The following is an 18155-nucleotide window of genomic DNA, read 5'->3' on the forward strand; positions in this document are numbered from 1 at the left end:
GAGGTTAATATGAATTCAAAATTAATTAGAGAAAAATGACTTAGTTTTTTTGAGTCAAAAGGTCATTTTATACAACCTTCAAAAAGTTTGGTTCCTCAAAATGATCCATCACTTTTATGAGTTAATAGTGGTGTAGCTACTTTAAAAGATTATTTTTCTGGAAAAAAAATACCACCTTCAAAGAGAATTGCTAACTCACAGAAATCAATTCGTACAAATGATATCGAAAATGTTGGTATTACAGCAAGACACCATACTTTTTTTGAAATGTTAGGGAACTTTTCTATTGGTGATTATTTTAAAAAAGAGGCAATTGAATTTGCGGCTGAATTTTTAATTAATGAATTGAAGTTAGAAAAGGACAAATTATACTTTACCTACTATTTTGAAGATTTAGAAACTAAAAAAATATGAATTGAACAAGGTTTTGATGAATCACATATGATACCCGGGAATAAAGATACTAATTTTTGAGAAGTTGGCTCTGGACCTTGCGGCCCTAATACAGAGATTTTTTATGATCGTGGTGAAAAATATGATTCAAGAGGAATTGAATTACTTAAAGAAGATTTAGAAAACGATAGATACATTGAAATTTGAAATATAGTTTTTTCAACTTTTAATTCTGACGGAAATGGTAATTATACCGAATTAAAACAAAAAAATATTGATACTGGTGCTGGTTTAGAACGTATAGTATCAATATTACAAGATGCACCAACCAATTTTGATACTGATTTATTTTTACCGATAATTCATAAAATAGAAGAGTATACAACTCAAAAATATGTTATTGAAAATTATTTTGATAAAGATCCTATTCAAACAGAAATTAATACTAATTTTAAAATAATTGCAGATCACATGAGAACTGTTGTTAACGCTCTTGCTGATGGTGCTAAACCTTCAAATACTGGTCGTGGTTATATCTTAAGAAGATTAATTAGACGTAGTTCTTACAAAGCAATTTCGCTTGGTATAAATGATTTATTTTTATATAAATTAGTTAAAGTTGTTAAAGAAACTTTACCTTTTGAGTATGAGACAAAAAGAATTGAAGAAATTATTAAACAAGAAGAAATAACCTTCTTAAAAACAATTGATAATGGTAAAAAATTATTAGATAAATACATAGATGAGAATGTTAAAGTGTTTCCTGGTGATGTTGCTTTTAAACTTTTTGAAACATACGGATTTCCAATTGAGTTAACAACAGAAATTCTTGAACAAAAAAATATTTCTATTGAAACAGAATCGTTTGAAGAAGCCAAATTAAAACATTCAGAAGCAAGCAAACACTCTAAAGTGTCTGGTATGGATAAAGTTATTAACTCATTAACAATAATTAAATCAAAAGTAGATAAATTTATTGGTTATACTAATCTTGAATCAGAAAGCAATATTTTGTATTTGTTAAATACTGAAAACGAAATAGATTATTCAGACCAAATAAGCTATGTCGTATTGGATGAAACTCCTTTTTACGCAACAAGTGGTGGTCAAAAACATGATAGAGGTTACATACAACAAGGTAATAATAAAATTTTAATTTTAGATGTATTTAAAGATAAATTCGGGAATCACATTCATAAAGTAGAAGGTACAATAGATAAAAAAATACCAGTACACTGTTATGTAGATCCTGTAATTAGACTAGGATTAGAAAGAAACCATTCAGGTACACACTTATTATTCCGTGCTTTAAGAGAGGTTTTAGGAAATGAAGTTAAACAGTTAGGTAGTGATAACAATGAAGAAAGATTAACTTTTGACTTACCTTCTGAAACTAAACCTACCGAAGAACAAATAGAAAGAGTTGAAGAGTTAGTGCGTAGTTTTATTGCTCAAAAGGCTAATCGTGAATATTTAATGATGTCTACAGAGCAAGCTAAACAAATGGGTGCAATCATGACATTAGAAGAAAATGAATATATGGATCCTAATTTTGTAAGAATTGTTGAATTTGAAAACATAACTGCCGATTTATGTGGTGGGACACACTTATCTAACACAGAGAAGCTTGAAAACTTTAAAATAACTAATGTTGAGAAAAAGGCGGCAGGAGTTTATAGAATTAGAGCAATTTCTTCAAATTTATTAGTTGATGAGTTTTTAGAGGACCAAAAAAATCAACTTATTGTTGAAGTTGATAACTTAATAGAACGTAATGCAAAGTTGGATTCTAATTATCAAATCAACCTAGAAATACCTGATGATAATGAAGATGCTATTAAATATTTAAAAAATATAAGCAATTTAATACGTAACGATTATGTTTCTATAATGAAGAAACAAGAAAATGATTTTAGTTTTGATTTTGATAATATAGAAAAAGAAATCATAGATAATAAAGAGTTGATTTATTTAGAAGATATCGATAAAAAAACAATTAAGAATATCGGAACAACTTTAAGAGAAAAAAATATTAATTCTTTAGTTATTGCAATTTCTGATGATTCTAATCCTATGTTAGTAGTTTCATCAAAAAAATATGATTCAAAATATATTGCAACTCAAATTTTTGATAAATTTAACGGAAAAGGTGGTGGAAATTCTATTTTAACAATGGGGAAAATAGAATCAAAAGATAAAGTTAAAGACTTTGTAATTGAAAGTTTAAAATGAGAAAATTAGGGTTAGATTTAGGGACAAAATCCTGTGGTTTCGCAATTACCGATGAGAGCGAAATAATTTCTTCATCAATTGAAAATTTTATGTTTGAAGAAAATAATTTTAATTTAGTAATTGAAAGAATAAAGTATTATCTATCCATTTATAAAATAGATGGTTTTGTGTTAGGTTATCCTCTTAAAATAAGCGGAGATAAAAGCGACAGAACTTTAATGGTTGAAAAATTTAAAATTTTACTTGAGAAAAATTTTGAAATTCCAGTCATGCTCGTTAATGAACAATATTCTACAAAAAGAGCTAAAGAAATTTTAAAACAAGGCGGCTTAAATACTACAAAAAGTAAAAAATATAAAGATAGTTTAGCGGCCCAAATTATCTTAAACGATTATTTAGATTATTACAAGCATAAGTGAGGTAAATAATTAATGACTTGAACACCTACTAATATTGGTTTAGCTATCTCTGCAGTTGTTGTATTTATAATAGGAATAGTGGTTTATGTAGGTATTAATATTTGAGCAAAAAAAATCAGAAATAATTTTATCAATAAATCTAGACAAGAAACATTAATTAAAATTGAAAGTTTAAGAAACGATATTGGAACTTTACCTTTTGAATTAAAAGATAAATTAAAATCCAAAACAGATGATTTAGATATTGAAGGTATTATTAATACTGTTTATCTGAATAAATATCAAGATGTGTTGGTTATTTCTGAAAATGATATTTTTCCTAACATAGCAATAAGCGAAAAAACTACAGCCAAAAACTATTATTTAATTAACAATTTTGATTTTGATAAATTTACAAAAATTAGAGATAATAATCCCGAAGATGTTACAAAACCACTTTTTCTTTATAATAATGAATTATTAGATTTAATAGTAGTTTTTAAGGAAAATAAAAATATTTTCGATTTATATAAAGATTATTTTAATAAATTAAATAAAGATGGAATGTTAGTTTTTAATTTAAAAAAAATAAAGAATTCTGAAATTAATAATTTAATTAATGAATTAAAAACTAAAAATATAAAATATGAAGTTTCATACATAACTAATAAATATCTTTTTATTGTTAAATAAACTTTATTGTATAATAATATTAATAATTAGAGGAGTTTCCAGATGAATGATGATAAAAAAATAATTTACTTATCAATTGAAAAGTATAATGAGTATAAAAAAGAGTATGAACAATTAATTAATGTTGAACGTAAATCTGTGCAAGAAGCTTTAAAAGAAGCTCGTGCACAAGGTGACTTGTCAGAAAATGCTGAGTATGATGCGGCAAGAGAAAGACAAGGTATTGTTGAAGCTCGTATTTCAGAATTAGAAAATATTTTAGATAATTCTAAAATTATAGAGTCTAACTCAGATAAACAAGATAATAGAATTGGTATAAATTCACAAGTTACATTTTTGATTTTAGAAAAAAATGAAACAAAAACTGTTATGATTACAGGTTCACACGACGCAGATCCGTTTCAAAATAAAATTTCAACATTTAGCCCATTGGCGGTTGCTATGTTGAACCATGAAATTGGTGATGAGGTTGAAGTTGAAGGTGTTAAGAAATTTACAATTAAAATTATGGATGTTAAACACTTATAATATAAAGTCGTATTTTAATATGGCTTTTTTTATAAAAAGAAAGGATATAAAATGAATAAACACCCAAAAATAAAGAAGATATTATTTGATGAAGAATTTGTAAATAATAAAATAAAAGAAGTTGCAAAATGAGTTAATCAAACTTACAAAGATAGCGAAAATTTAATAATAGTAGCCTTATTAAAAGGTTCTATTCCCTTTTTAGCCGAATTAATTAAACATGTTAATGTTGATCATGAAATCGATTTTATAACAGCAAGCAGTTATAGTGGCCATCACGCTTCTAGCGGAAGTGTTAAAATCATTATGGATTTAGCTCAAGACATAAAAGGTAAAGATGTTTTGATAGTTGAAGATATTATAGATAGTGGTATTACACTTGATAAAATAAAAAAAATGCTGTTAAATCGTGAGCCAAAGACTTTTAAAATAGCAACTTTAATGGATAAACCACAAAATCGTAAAGTTAATTTAGAGGCAGATTGTTATGGGTTTGCAGTACCTAATGAATTTTTGGTAGGTTTTGGACTTGATTATCAGGAAAAATTTAGAAATTTACCATACATCGGAATACTAGATGAAAAATATATAAAATAATTATTAGAAATTAGCATAAAAAACATTTTTTTATCAAATAAACCCGTTTTTTATGCTTTTTTACCTTTTTATAGTATAATAATTTAATTATGTATATAAATATAATTAAAAAGATAATTGTAGCAATAATTATAATATTTTTAGGGTTTAACACGTTATATTCGTTTGACTACAAAACATGAATATGAGAGTTTGGTAGTGTATGGCAAAAGGTGATTGGTGTTAGCGTTTCACTTTCTGCACTATTGGGAGTATTATCTGTTATTGCTTTTTCTAATCATAAAAAAATAGGGTATCCGCTAGGTATTCTTAATGCATTATTATTTTCATTATTTGCGTTTTCTTTTAAAATACCATTAGATGCTTTTATCAACTTATTTATCTATATACCGATATTAATTTTTACCTATTTTAAAACAACAAGAATTATTAAGAATAATAAAAACTTCGAATTTTTTAGATCTAATATTTATTCAACCACTTTTTTTGTTTTTTTAACAATTTTGATGAGCGTATTATTCTATTATGTAACTCCGTTATTGCACGAAGAAATATTAATTTTACTAAATCAATTTGATAAGACACAAATATACGGAACAAACTTTAACTATTATCAAGCGGCAATAATATTAAATTCTCTAATTAACGCATTATCAATTATAGCGTTAATTATGATGCTTTTAGGTTTTAGAGATTCATGACCAGTTTGAATCCTTAAAAATATACTTTCTTTCATTTTTTTTGGAGGAGTAGGGTTTTTAAATTGGACAACTATGATAATTAATATTATTTATATGTTATTATCAATTTATTTCTACTTAGTAACAACTAATAAACAAAATGTAAAAATTGCATTTATTGGAACAAGTGGTAGCGGTAAAGAAGTACTTATAGATAAATTAAATCCTTATTTTAACTATAATAAATTTACTAAATTCGAAGATTTTAAGGAAAACTCACAAGAGTACATAGATTATATAAATAACCTTAAAACTAATAGTTATAAATTTCATAAGGATATCTTTAGACGCAGATTAAAAGAAATTAAAAAGATGCAAGTTAATACAATTAATATAATGGATGGACACATGATTGAAGATTTTATTTATCCAGAAATTAATATTAAGTTAAACAACTTTTCAAGTAAACAAAAGTGATATTGAAAATTTTGAAAAATGAAATACCTAGTCTCTCTTGCGTTGCAAGAAAAATTAGATTATATATTTGTCATAACTAAGGATTTTAAAACAACTAATATAAATCGCTTGTTTGGAGTTGAAAACGCAACTACCGAATTAGAAAGAGCTAGATGAAGTGCCGAAATTAATAATACTCATTTTTTTAAAGAAGTTCATAATTTTTATTTAACTGACAATAATTTATCTCCTTATTTATTAAATTTAGTTAAGAAGTACTCAAAAAATGTTGTTCATATACACAACACAAACGCTGATGTTGCATCGGGTATTATAATCAATAAAATAGACATACTAATCAATAAAAAAACTTCGTCTAATATTAAAAAAATTATCTTTAATTTAAAAAAATTTTTCAAATTCAAATAATAAAAAATATCTAGTTGAAATATAACTAGATATTTTTTAAAATTTCCATTATTTTATTTCAAATAGGGGGTTCGCTTGTTGAGTGGCTAGCTGAATCTACTAGGTATAATTTTGAATTTTTAATTTTTTTATGTAATAAATATGCACCAATTGGTCTACAATCAATATCTTGTCTTCCATGAACTATATAAGTTGGTATTGACGATAGTTTGTGTGCATTTTCTAAAATATAATTATCACTTTCTAAAAAGCTTTTATTAACAAAATAATGAGTTTCCATTAGAGCAATTGCTCTATTATTATCAATTTGATCTTGTGTTAAATTTGCTAGTGGAACAAAGGTTTTAATCGAAACAAGAGCACTTTCTCAATTTGAAAAAGTTGTTGCAACTTTGTTTAATTTATTGATGTCTACTTCGTTTTTAAGTGCGTAATAATATTTTTCTAAATTATTTTTACCCGGATATTTTAGTATTATATTTTTATATTCTTCATATAAATCAGGGTAAAAGTCACTTGCTCCGTTCTCTTCGTATAAATAGTCAACATCTTCCTGACGCCCTAAAAATACCGCTCTTAATAATATTTGACTAACATTATTTGTGTATTTAAGCGCATACATTAAACTTAATGTAGTTCCTCAACTACCACCAAATAGCATTATTTTTCCTAATTGTAGATGATTTCTTAATTTTTCAATATCATCAACTAATTCGTTTGTGTTATTTTCTTGTAGTTCTAAAAAAGGTGTACTTAATCCGCATCCACGTTGATCCATAAATATAATCATAAATTTATTTTGGTCAAATAATTCTAAAAGTTTATAATGACTACCACCACCTGGTCCGCCGTGTACTACAAAAACAGGTTTTCCTTTTAAATTCCCATATATTTTATAATGAATTTTATGTAAACTAGATACATTTAAAAAGTAAGATTTATTTGTTTCAATTTTCATTTTTCTCCCTTGCAATCATACATATTAATTATTTTTGTATATGTGATTACACTATATAATATTATATATAAAACAAAATTAGGATAAAAGGAAATATATGTATAAGTCAAAATTAAATATAAGAGAAACTCAAAGTGCTATTCAAGATCTGAAAGCACATTTTCAAGAAGGTCTTAAAAAAGAGCTAAATTTAACAAGAGCAACTGCCCCATTATTTGTTTCTAAAAAATCCGGATTAAATGATGGTTTGAATGGAGAAGCTCCGGTTAAATTTTTACCAAAAGATTCAACAACAGAATTACAAATAGTCCACTCACTTGCAAAATGAAAAAGACAAGCTTTATTTGACTATCATTTCGAAACATACGAAGGTTTATATACAGATATGAATGCAATTAGACGTGAAGAAGATTTAGATGATACCCATTCATATTATGTTGATCAATGAGATTGAGAAAAAATAATTACTGCTAAAGATAGAAATGTTAATTTTTTAAAAAATATTGTTAATAAAATTTACAACTGTGTAAAAGAAACAAAAAAATATATTAATGAAAAATATAATTTGCAAGAAGTTTTTGCAAACGGTGTATTTTTCGTTAGTTCACAAGAATTAGAAAATATGTTTCCTAATTTAACTCCTGAACAAAGGGAAAATGAGTTAGCAAGAGAAAAAGGCACTATTTTTGTTTATCAAATTGGTTGACCTATGATGTCTGGAGTAGTTCAATCTAAAAGAGCATTTGACTATGATGATTGAAAATTAAATGGAGATTTAATAATTTATGCTCCTTGAAAAAATAAAGCAATAGAATTGTCGTCTATGGGTATACGTGTGGATAAAGATTCTATAATAGCTCAATCAAAAATGAGTGAAGAAGAAGTTAAATCCATTTCAGAGTTCCACAAAGGTATAGTAGAAAGCACTTTACCACTCACAATTGGTGGTGGAATTGGTCAAAGTAGACTAAGTATGTTAATGCTTGAAAAACAACATATTGGTGAAGTACAGTCATCATACTGACCAAAAGAAATGAAAGAAGAACTAAAAAAAGAAAACATTCATTTATTATAAAAAAACGAACAAAATTTATGTTTTGTTCGTTTTTATACCTAAAAAAGTTGAAAAATATACATAACAATTTGTCGTACTCAAAAACATATTTTTATTGTAGTATTTTGTCCTTAATATTTTAAAGTTATTATTAATTTTTGGACTTTTCCAACTTATATATAAAAAATACAAAAAATTAACACAACAAATAAGTTGTACCTAAAAAAATATTTTTTTCTGTGTGTGCTAGCTATTAATATGTCCCATTTCTAAGTATCTAAATAAATTCCTTAGTGTCCCCCGTTCATATTACCACACATATATTATATATAATAAATATAAAGTTATGGTTTTACTATTCACTACCATGCACTCATCTTATCATTAGTCCCTAAAGGCCTTTGATTTCTTGCTTATTCGATAAGTCCAGTTAAGTTCATTTGGATTCACTGGCTTGTAGCCGCAATGCATCATTGCATCCTTAAATTGATTGTTTGTAAGATAAATACCTGTATCTTTTTGTAAAAGATGCTTAATACCATAGCTCGTTATAGTTTCTAGTTTTGTTTTTCTAGGCATAATATTTTCATCAATCCAGTTAAAGACAATTTCTTGTTTTTTCTCGTCAATATCTGCAATAAGCTCATCGTCTACATATCCATTTTCATTTGTATATGGTCTATTATTTATAATCATAGTTTTATCCTCCTAAATTATTTCTTCAAAATCTTAATTCAGTGACACTGTATTCATCTACTTGTTTTTTGTATAGCCACTACATATTAAAATCACTGCAAAATCTCGGTTATTTCTGATTATTCACCATTAAAATTAGCCCAACATCTATACACCTGATAAAGTTGATTACTCATTACAAAATCCCTTCTACTTTTTTGCAAGGATCCGTTATGAAATGGTCAATACAGTCATTCTTTTTCTTATATACATTTTTATCATTATTGAGCACTTTGCTATATAGAAATTTGCATCCATTTATATATATTATATAAGAAAAAATAAAAAATATACTTTTGTATGCTATATCTATTTATTTAAATCGTTCTAGTTTTAAGTTCTATTTATTAAATTTTAAAATATATTGAAAATGAATAAAGAATTTTTCTAATAATTAAGCAAATTTTGAAGTTTCAGTTACCAAAATTGCCTATTTTTTTATAAAGCAACAGAAAAAATATCTTCTTTAAAAAAGAGTATGGAAAAATTACGTTTTATCTATAAAACGCTTAATATCGATTAAATATTTTTTAAAGAAGACTCTTTAGTTATCAAAAAAATTAATAGTTTTATTGTTTAATACCTTTCAAAAAATTAAATTTTGTTATTCACAATTGATTTCATTTTTATAATTTATTTTCTAAAATTATATTTTAGATTCTATTAACTCATCTTGAAGTTCTTGTTAATTTGTTGATAATATCGCCAACAACTCTCGGATTTCTTTGTGATTATCTGTTTTATTTTCTAATTTTTTTTAATTTTGTTAATATTATGATTTGTAAAATTAGTGTTTACAGAATAAAACTTAACTAAATTTAATATATTAGTATTTGAAGGATCAAAACCCTTTTTAATCAATCATAATTTTAATCGAGTAAATTGATATCCTTTTGAAGTTTTAGCTTCATATATCCTATTATCACCAGTTGTAAAACATAAATTACCATTTGAATCTTCAACAAATTCAATTTCGCTTTTATCATACATATAAACTCTGTGACTATCTTTATCAAACGGTGCTAGTAATTGATTTTGAAATTTCATAACTCCCTTAATAATTTTTTTTAATTTTTAAAATCATTTTGTTTTTAGTTTTTCCGCATTAGGAGTTCTAAACACATTTAATTTTTCTTTTTCTATTTTTTAAATTTATCATTATAAAAATCAATAATTTCTTTTGCGTTATTTTTATATCTGTAGTAGATTTTATATTTTTACTATGAAAAATAATGGATAATTTGATTGTGTGCTTTAAATGATCTTTCCACATTTGGCTTAAATGTAAGCCTTGAAGATGATAAAAGTTCAACACCTTTCTCTCTTAATGCTCTAGCAACCCTTGTTTCATGATTGTGAGCATTATGCATTGTTGTTCTATTATCTGAATATACTTTTTCGGGTAAATCATAATTATCAAATACCATTTCTATTAGTTTTTAATACCCATTATTAGTTTCTTGGTCCAAAGGATAAATTGCTAATAATTTATTCAGTACTTGCATTAATTGAATGATATATACATATTTTAGGATTTTAATTATCATTATTTTTTCGAAATCTATAAAAACATAATCCACTTAAGCAATTTGACCAAAATTTAGAATTGACTTTTTGTTAGTATAAATTTATGCTTCTTTTGTTCTTTTGAGTTTTTTAAACTTAAGTTGATTACATATTCTATTTCTTTGTTCTTTTGAGATAATAATTCTTTATTTATTTTTTTAACTTTTCTTTCTGTTTTTTATTTATATAACCACTATAAAAATCATTTGAAAGTGATCTTTCATAAAAAGTTGATAAAGAAAACTCAACATTTTTAGATGTTTTTTGTATCAATCAATATAAGTTATTGAACTTTTTGATTTATCATGAATAATAGAATTTTCAAATTCAATTAATTGTTTATTTGTTTCGATAAATTCTCTATCGTTATATTTGTCTACGTTTTTTTATATTTATTACCATGATTGATTTTGTATATAGGATTATCGCTTAAAGCAAGCAACATTAATTTATGTTTAATTATTCTTATTGTTCTAGTTGAATACATTTTAATTTATTCACTAATGGAGGTTCGGTTTTTATCAATATTTTTTACAATAAAATTAATTTGTCTTTCCTTTTTTAACTAATAATTTGTATATTCATTTTTGTTAATTTTAATTTTCATAATTACTCCTCTAATATTTTAATATAAATAGGACTAATTATCTTGGGGCATCTAATAGACAAATTGCAATACTTTTAATGAAGGTACTCCAAAAAGTTAAATATACATACATAATCAAGAGAAACGAATGTAAAAACAAGTTTAAAAAGATAATTTCATTAGGAAATACTATTAAATTAAAAAAATTAATAAAAATTATCTTGAAATATTTGGAACTGAAATTGAAAAAAATAGATTGAACCGAAGATCCGAAAGAAATAAAAGTTCACTTGTTAGGTAAATTACACGGTGAACGCGGTGAAACTATTAAGGAATATGTTGCCAACGACGGAATTACCGTAATTTATAAGACTGTTCAAAAATTAAAGATATTTGAATTTCTACAAAAATCCAAACATAAAAATCTGGAAGAATTATTAGAATATCAAATTGCCTCAAGAATGATAAATGATAATAGTGTTATAAAAAGATTTCAAACTAAAGATGAATTTATCAATTCTGTCTACACTAAATAAAGAAACATTTTATAATCTTTTAGATATCTTATCAAATAATGAAAATTGCCTTATGCAAGGTTTAAACAGTACAATTACTAGTTTAACTCACAAAGATATTCAATTAATATTTTATGATTCATCCGAATCATTTGTTAGAGAAGGGTTAAGAAAACTTGGTTATTCAAAATATGGTAAGTTTGAGGAAAAATAAGTTGTTATTAGTATGGCAACAGACAGTAATGAATACCTATTTTTATAGAAATATTTAAAGGAAATACTACAATTTTTTATCATTAGTTTTAGAAATGAAAAAAGCTTATAACTTAAAAAAGGCAACAATTATAGCTGATAAAGGTATGTCTATAAACAAGAATATTCGTTTTAGAAGCACGTAATATCGATTAGATAATTTCGTATATATTAAAAACATCATCAAATTCTTTTAAAGATTTTGCACTTAATGCTACAGGTTATAATAACTTGGATAAAGATACAAAATATAAAAAATATAACTACTATTCACACTGAAAAGGAAAAAGAGTTAATGATATCATAAGAAGAATTATTACCAATAATGCAAAAAGAGCATCAAAAGATAAAAAAGATAGAGAAAATTTAATCAATAATTCTCATAAAAAACAAAAAAACAAAATGGTTAGTGCAGGCGATATTGTAGAAATTGAGAAATATAAATTTTACAAAAAGGTCGGTAAAACGGAATTTATTCTTGACCACGAAAAAGTAAATGAAGATAAAAAGTACGATGATTATTATGTTTTCAAAATTTCAAGAGAAGTTATGCCACCATCAGAAATTATTAATATTTATTATAAACAATGACAAATTGAAGAAAACTTTAAAACATTAAAAGATGCATTAAAAATTAGACCAATTTATGTTAGAACAAGCAAACATATTAGAGGTAATTTTTCCTTAAACTTTATATCATTAGTGGTTTTAAAATATTCTATTTATTTAGTGAATAAATTTTACGAAACAAATAGAATTGTAGCTAAAATGGTTATAAAAAGAATGGTATCAGGTGTATTAGCTGAGACAAATAGTATTAAATATATCAATGATGATGCAAATATTGCTAATTATAACGATATTCTATTGTTGTTAGAATAAGAATACGAAAAAATGAAAAAGTTGAAATTATGGATATAAGTTGTTTTAATTTAAACTTTTCTTTTAAAACCCCGAAACTTCGCGTAATAGTTAAAACTATAAAAACAAGTAACTGCAAACAATCAAACTCTAATGCTATTAAAATCTAATAGGAATTATTCTAAGTATAACAACTGTAAAAATTGGGTGTTTATCCCAAAAAAGTTCGAGAAATAGAACTATTTATTTGAAAAGTCGATACAATTATAATATAATATTATGTATGAAATTTAGTTATAAACCATTATGGAAATTACTGATTGATAGAGAAATGAGTAATAAAGATTTGATAAATATTACTGATATAAGTAAAAGTACATTACACAAATTAAAAACTGAGAAGAATGTAAATACAAATATATTGTTAAAAATATGCAATGCATTGAAATGTGATATTTCAAAAATTATAGAATGCGTGGAGGAAAAAAATGATTAATAATAAATTGACATATATTTCTTTGTTTTCATCTGCTGGAGTTGGTTGTTATGGATTTAAAGTTGAAGATTTTGAATGTATCGCTACTAATGAACTAATTGAAAGAAGACTTAACATTCAAAAAATTAATGATAAATGTACTTTTGATAGTGGATATATTAGTGGAGATATCACAGATAAAAATATACAAAATAAAATCTATAATGAAATAAAATTATGAAATAAAATGGGGAATGATAGAGTTGATGTTGTTGTAGCTACCCCGCCATGTCAAGGAATGAGTGTTGCAAACCATAAAAAGAAAGATGATGAAATTGAAAGAAATAGTTTAATTGTTGAAAGTGTAAAGATAGTAAAAAGAGTTTTGCCAAGATTTTTTGTTTTCGAAAATGTGTCAGCGTTTTGGAAAACTGGCTGCACATATAATGACGAAGTAGTTTCAATTGGAAATATGATTACATCAGAATTGTCTTCTGAATACGTTATAAATAATAGAATATTAAATTTTAAAAATTATGGTTCTAATTCCTCTAGAACAAGAACATTGGTAATAGGTGTTCATAAGTCGGAAAGTGATTTTATATTGCCGCTAGAATTATTCCCAAGCTATAGAGAAGAGAAAACATTAAGAGAAGTAATTGGAACTATGCCTAAATTATCATGGGGTGAATACGATAATGAAGATTTTTATCATAGTTTTAGAGAGTATCCTATTCATATGAGAGATTGGATCTCTAATATTAATGAAGGTGAAAGTGCATTTGATAATATAGATGACACTAAAAAACCTCATAAAATTATTAATGGCGAAATAGTAATTAATAAATCTAAGAATGGTGATAAATATAAAAGACAAACTTTTGATAAAGTTGCTCCATGTGTTCATACAAGAAATGATCAAATGGCAAGTCAAAATACAGTTCATCCTAATCAAGACAGGGTATTTTCAATACGAGAATTAATGAAGATGATGTCTATACCAGATAGTTTTAAATGGTTGGAATTATCTTTATATGATCTAAATTCTAAAACCTATAAAGAGAAAAAAGCTATTTCAAAAAAGGAAGAATTAAACATTAGACAGAGCATTGGAGAAGCTGTTCCGACTGAAATATTTAGACAAATTGCTAAAAATATAAAAAAGTATCTTAATCAAAAAAAAATAAGAGAAGTTGACATTAATAAAATAATTGATGTGGAAAAACTTACCGATATTAGTAATTTGAAAAAATATGTTTTAAACAACAAAGATACCATTTGTTTTGAAAGTTTAGCTCGAATTATAGAATTATCAAATGCAAATAGATATTCTCATTCAGCATTTTATACTCCAAAGAAAATATTAAACGAAATAGTTTCGGTATTACCAAACTTTGGAAAAGATGAGGTTCATATTTTAGAACCATCGGTTGGAGTTGGGAACTTTATTCCTCTTATATTTAAAAAATATGATTATATAAAAAAAGTGTCACTTACAATAATTGATATTGACCCAGAAATATTAGATATATTGAAAGTTATATTTGATAGTAAATTAATTCCGGATAATTTTAAAATTAATTTTATTAATGCGGATTATATGGATGCAAAGTTTGATTTTAAATTTGACCTTATTATCGGGAATCCACCATTTACCAAATTAAGTTCAAAAGAAACTTTAAAATATAATAAAAATAATGAGTTTAGCAAGAGCTTGACTAATCTATCAGGATTGTTCTTAGAAAAATCATTGTTAATTTCTGATAATGTATCATTAATATTACCGAAAAATTTATTAAATACTGCTGAGTATACAGAAACTAGAAATAAATTAAAAAAATACAATGTTGATTCTATATTAGATTTTGGAGAACTTGGTTTTAAAGGTGTATTAATAGAGACTATAAATTTAATAATAACTAATAAGAAAAATACAAAAACATTGGTTAAATCATTGACTAAAAAACTTGAAATTATGCAACCTAAAAAATATATATTTTCTGATGATTTACCTTATTGGGTAATTTATAGAAATGATTTTTTTGATAAAGTTTCGAATAAATTGATATTTGGAGTGTTTTCGGTATTTAGAGATAGACAAATCACAACTAAAATGCTAAATAAGTCTTATAGTAATAATTATGTACGTGTTATAAAATCTAGAAATATTTCTGATGTTGGAAGTGAAATAGTTGATATTAAAGATTATGATTCGTATATCGACTTAAATGAAGCTAAAAAATTAAGTGTATATAAATTTATCGAAAATAATGATGTTTATTTAGCCCCCAATATGACTTACAAACCAAGATTATTAAAAAAAGATAAAAAATATATTAGTAATGGTTCTGTTGCAATTCTTCAAAAAAAATATGATTTTAAAATAACAGAAAAACAAAGAGAATATATTTCTAGCCAGGAATTTAGAGAATTTTATTCATTGGCAAGAAACTATCAAACTCGCTCATTAAATATTGATAATATAAGTGTGTATTGGTTTGGAATAAATAAGGAGGTCTAAATAATGAGCATTTACTCTGAATTTTTAAATAAATTTGATTATGATGTTAGAAAAAGTAAAGATGCTAGGTGAATAGATCAAAAATGCACTTTTGATGTTGTGTCTATCATAGCTGATTGTATTATAGAATATGTGGAAAATGAAGAAAAGGAAGAATTTACAGTGTCAGATATATGGCGTAGTGAATATTCTAGAAATAATGTTATCGAAATTTTTTCTAAGCCTGACCCTGAATTAAAAGCAAGCAATGAGTATGATAAATATTTTGGTCAGCCAATAAAATTATTGTCTTATAGCAAAATATTATCAGCAAGAAAGAAAAATAATAGATATTTTTATAAGATTAATGACAAAGAGTTATTGAAAGATATAGCTTTAAGACCAACAAATGCATTAAATTTTCTTTATGAGTACATAGTAAAAGTTTTAAAGGATAGTGATTTATTCAAAAGTTTTGAACATTTTTTTGAATTACAGACTAAAGATTCATACAAAGATGTAAGAAATCATTTTATTAATTTTACTATTCAAAATACACCAATTAATAAAGAAACAGAATGTGGTAGAATTTTTACAAAAATTATAAATCCATTGGCGTTTAAACTTAAGAAATTAGGAAGCAAAAAAGGGAAAATTTCATTAAAAAATATTACTATGAATGACCTACAGTATAATAGAGAAAATTGGAGAGACGAGTTAATCGGTAAAGATAAATCTATAACAAGAGAAGAATATGAAGCAACTTTAAAACAAAAGAATTCTAAAGCTTATGCTAAATATAAATATACTGTTAACAAAGCTAAAAAAGATATAAGAAAATATAATGATAGATATTATTCTTCTAAATCAGAAGTTAAACAACAAACAGAGGTAATTAATGCGACACAAGCGCATCATATTTTCCCTCAATCAGATTATCCGGAAATAGCCAATTATTTAGAAAATTTGATAATGCTTACTCCGAATCAACATTTTGGAATGGCTCATCCAAATAATAACACGCAATATGTTGATAAGGATTTTCAATATATTTGTTTATTGGTAAAATGTAATAATATAATGGATAATTTGAAATCAGATTTCATACCAAAATTTTATGATTTTAAGAAATATAAGGAAGTTTTGAACATAGGTCTTGAGACTAACGAGTTTAGTGAAGTAGAAGATTTGGATTTTGCAACAATAATTAATAAAATAGACTATTTTTATAGTGACTACATTGAAAATAACAAATATATTTCATTAATCAATGATACCAAAAATGCTATATAAGTTTGATTAGTACTTGACTTTGAAAAAGTGCTTTGTATTTTTTAAGAAAATAACATAAATTATTTAAGATAGGGGAATAAAATTTGACACAAAACTCATATTGATTTTTATTGATATGAGTTGCTAAATTGTAATTTCAAGTGCAACACAATTAATATAAAATATAGTTGTGGAACGCTTGAAATTTTTTAATAAAAAAATGGTTCCATATGAACCAAGAAATCATATGAATTATACAACAAAAATTACAATCAAATTACTAAAGAAGAAAAATTTTTTATACAAAATAGTATTCAGAATAACTTTTCTTTACGAAGATTGTTAGAATTTTAAGAAGAAATGTTTCTTCGATTTCAAGAGAAATAAGAAAAAATTGTGATTATTATGGTAATTATAATTTTTTAATTTCATAGAAAAAAGTTGAGAAGAAAATCACATAAATATCTTTTTAGATTCGATGTTAATTTTAAATTAGAAGAATTCGGTAATTATTTTAAGAAAAAATATAATAAAAAATTCACGGTTTTAAGGCTACATTTAATTATGTAAAGAGTAAATGTAATAATATTTTATATCATCTATAGAAACTTTTTTAATTGAGTTAAAACTAATAAATGAGTTATAACCAAAAGATAGATTAAGATCTTACTATAAAAAGGTAGAAAGCATAATCCTCTATAATAAGTAGACTCGTTAGAAGTGCTGAATACGTATTACCAATATGGGCTAGACCTAAAGAAGTCGATTTAAGACTAGTATTTGGACATTGGGAAGCAGACTTAATATTAGGTAAAAGATCTACAGGTTATAAAAATATAATAACTTTAACTGAGCGTAAAACTAGAATTGGTTTTGCAGATTTTGTTAGTTCTAAATCACCGAATGAAATAAATGCAAAATTAAAGCAAATGATTATTAAAAATAAACTTAATGTTAAATCAATAACAATTGATA

Annotated in this window: 17 protein-coding genes; 13 read left to right on the forward strand and 4 right to left on the reverse strand. The window is 24.8% G+C overall.

Annotation, left to right across the window (positions count from 1 at the left end):
- Positions 1–9: 9 nt before the first annotated feature.
- The 6 genes from alaS (at position 10) to pnuC (ending at position 6406) form a co-directional block, all read left to right on the forward strand.
- On the forward strand, positions 10–2634 hold the full coding sequence (gene alaS, locus JXZ92_RS03165) for an alanine--tRNA ligase (protein ID WP_205852323.1): 2625 nt from the start codon (positions 10–12) through the stop codon (positions 2632–2634).
- Positions 2622–3053: a Holliday junction resolvase RuvX gene (gene ruvX / locus JXZ92_RS03170; protein WP_205852324.1), complete on the forward strand. Its 432-nt coding sequence runs from the start codon at positions 2622–2624 to the stop codon at positions 3051–3053. Before alaS ends, ruvX begins: the two co-directional genes overlap by 13 nt.
- Positions 3054–3056: 3 nt before the next feature.
- On the forward strand, positions 3057–3716 hold the full coding sequence (locus JXZ92_RS03175; RefSeq protein ID WP_205852325.1) for a BC85_0335 family putative methyltransferase: 660 nt from the start codon (positions 3057–3059) through the stop codon (positions 3714–3716).
- A gap of 42 nt (positions 3717–3758) precedes the next feature.
- Positions 3759–4244 carry a transcription elongation factor GreA gene (gene greA, locus JXZ92_RS03180; RefSeq protein WP_205852326.1) on the forward strand — a complete coding sequence of 162 codons (486 nt, stop codon included), beginning with the start codon at positions 3759–3761 and terminating at the stop codon, positions 4242–4244.
- Between the two features lie 51 nt (positions 4245–4295).
- Complete coding sequence (gene hpt / locus JXZ92_RS03185; RefSeq protein WP_205852327.1) at positions 4296–4841, forward strand: hypoxanthine phosphoribosyltransferase; 546 nt, start codon at positions 4296–4298, stop codon at positions 4839–4841.
- 89 nt (positions 4842–4930) lie between these two features.
- Positions 4931–6406, forward strand: a complete 1476-nt coding sequence (pnuC, locus tag JXZ92_RS03190; RefSeq protein WP_205852328.1) for a nicotinamide riboside transporter PnuC — start codon at positions 4931–4933, stop codon at positions 6404–6406.
- A 25-nt stretch (positions 6407–6431) separates the two neighbouring features.
- Here the strand turns inward: pnuC and pip are convergent, their stop codons facing one another.
- Positions 6432–7364, reverse strand: a complete 933-nt coding sequence (gene pip / locus JXZ92_RS03195) for a prolyl aminopeptidase (RefSeq protein ID WP_205852329.1) — start codon at positions 7362–7364, stop codon at positions 6432–6434.
- A 97-nt stretch (positions 7365–7461) separates the two neighbouring features.
- Here pip and JXZ92_RS03200 point away from each other — a divergent pair, with 97 nt between their 5' ends.
- Entirely contained in the window at positions 7462–8439 is a 978-nt protein-coding gene (locus JXZ92_RS03200) for an aspartate--ammonia ligase (protein WP_205852330.1), read from the forward strand.
- A gap of 363 nt (positions 8440–8802) precedes the next feature.
- Here the strand turns inward: JXZ92_RS03200 and JXZ92_RS03205 are convergent, their stop codons facing one another.
- From JXZ92_RS03205 to JXZ92_RS03215, 3 genes are all read right to left on the reverse strand, one after another.
- Positions 8803–9114 (reverse strand): hypothetical protein, encoded by a 312-nt coding sequence (locus tag JXZ92_RS03205; protein ID WP_205852331.1) that lies wholly within the window; start codon positions 9112–9114, stop codon positions 8803–8805.
- A 786-nt stretch (positions 9115–9900) separates the two neighbouring features.
- Positions 9901–10200, reverse strand: coding sequence for a hypothetical protein (locus JXZ92_RS03210; protein WP_205852332.1), 300 nt, complete (start codon positions 10198–10200; stop codon positions 9901–9903).
- Positions 10201–10373: 173 nt separating this feature from the next.
- Positions 10374–10580 (reverse strand): hypothetical protein, encoded by a 207-nt coding sequence (locus JXZ92_RS03215; protein ID WP_205852333.1) that lies wholly within the window; start codon positions 10578–10580, stop codon positions 10374–10376.
- An 823-nt stretch (positions 10581–11403) separates the two neighbouring features.
- Here JXZ92_RS03215 and JXZ92_RS03220 point away from each other — a divergent pair.
- From JXZ92_RS03220 to JXZ92_RS03245, 6 genes are all read left to right on the forward strand, one after another.
- Positions 11404–11841, forward strand: coding sequence for a hypothetical protein (locus JXZ92_RS03220; RefSeq protein WP_205852334.1), 438 nt, complete (start codon positions 11404–11406; stop codon positions 11839–11841).
- A gap of 52 nt (positions 11842–11893) precedes the next feature.
- Positions 11894–12034, forward strand: coding sequence for a hypothetical protein (locus JXZ92_RS03225; protein ID WP_205852335.1), 141 nt, complete (start codon positions 11894–11896; stop codon positions 12032–12034).
- A gap of 269 nt (positions 12035–12303) precedes the next feature.
- Positions 12304–12954, forward strand: a complete 651-nt coding sequence (locus JXZ92_RS03230) for a transposase (RefSeq protein WP_205852336.1) — start codon at positions 12304–12306, stop codon at positions 12952–12954.
- A gap of 262 nt (positions 12955–13216) precedes the next feature.
- Positions 13217–13429, forward strand: coding sequence for a helix-turn-helix transcriptional regulator (locus JXZ92_RS03235; protein WP_205852337.1), 213 nt, complete (start codon positions 13217–13219; stop codon positions 13427–13429).
- On the forward strand, positions 13422–15929 hold the full coding sequence (locus JXZ92_RS04275; protein ID WP_205852338.1) for a DNA cytosine methyltransferase: 2508 nt from the start codon (positions 13422–13424) through the stop codon (positions 15927–15929). The genes JXZ92_RS03235 and JXZ92_RS04275 overlap by 8 nt, the downstream gene beginning before the upstream one ends.
- 3 nt (positions 15930–15932) lie before the next feature.
- Positions 15933–17201 (forward strand): restriction endonuclease, encoded by a 1269-nt coding sequence (locus JXZ92_RS03245; RefSeq protein ID WP_205852339.1) that lies wholly within the window; start codon positions 15933–15935, stop codon positions 17199–17201.
- Positions 17202–18155 lie beyond the last annotated feature (954 nt).

Source organism: Mycoplasma sp. CSL10137, assembly GCF_017116845.1.
Classification (GTDB): domain Bacteria; phylum Bacillota_I; class Bacilli_A; order Mycoplasmatales; family Metamycoplasmataceae; genus Mycoplasmopsis.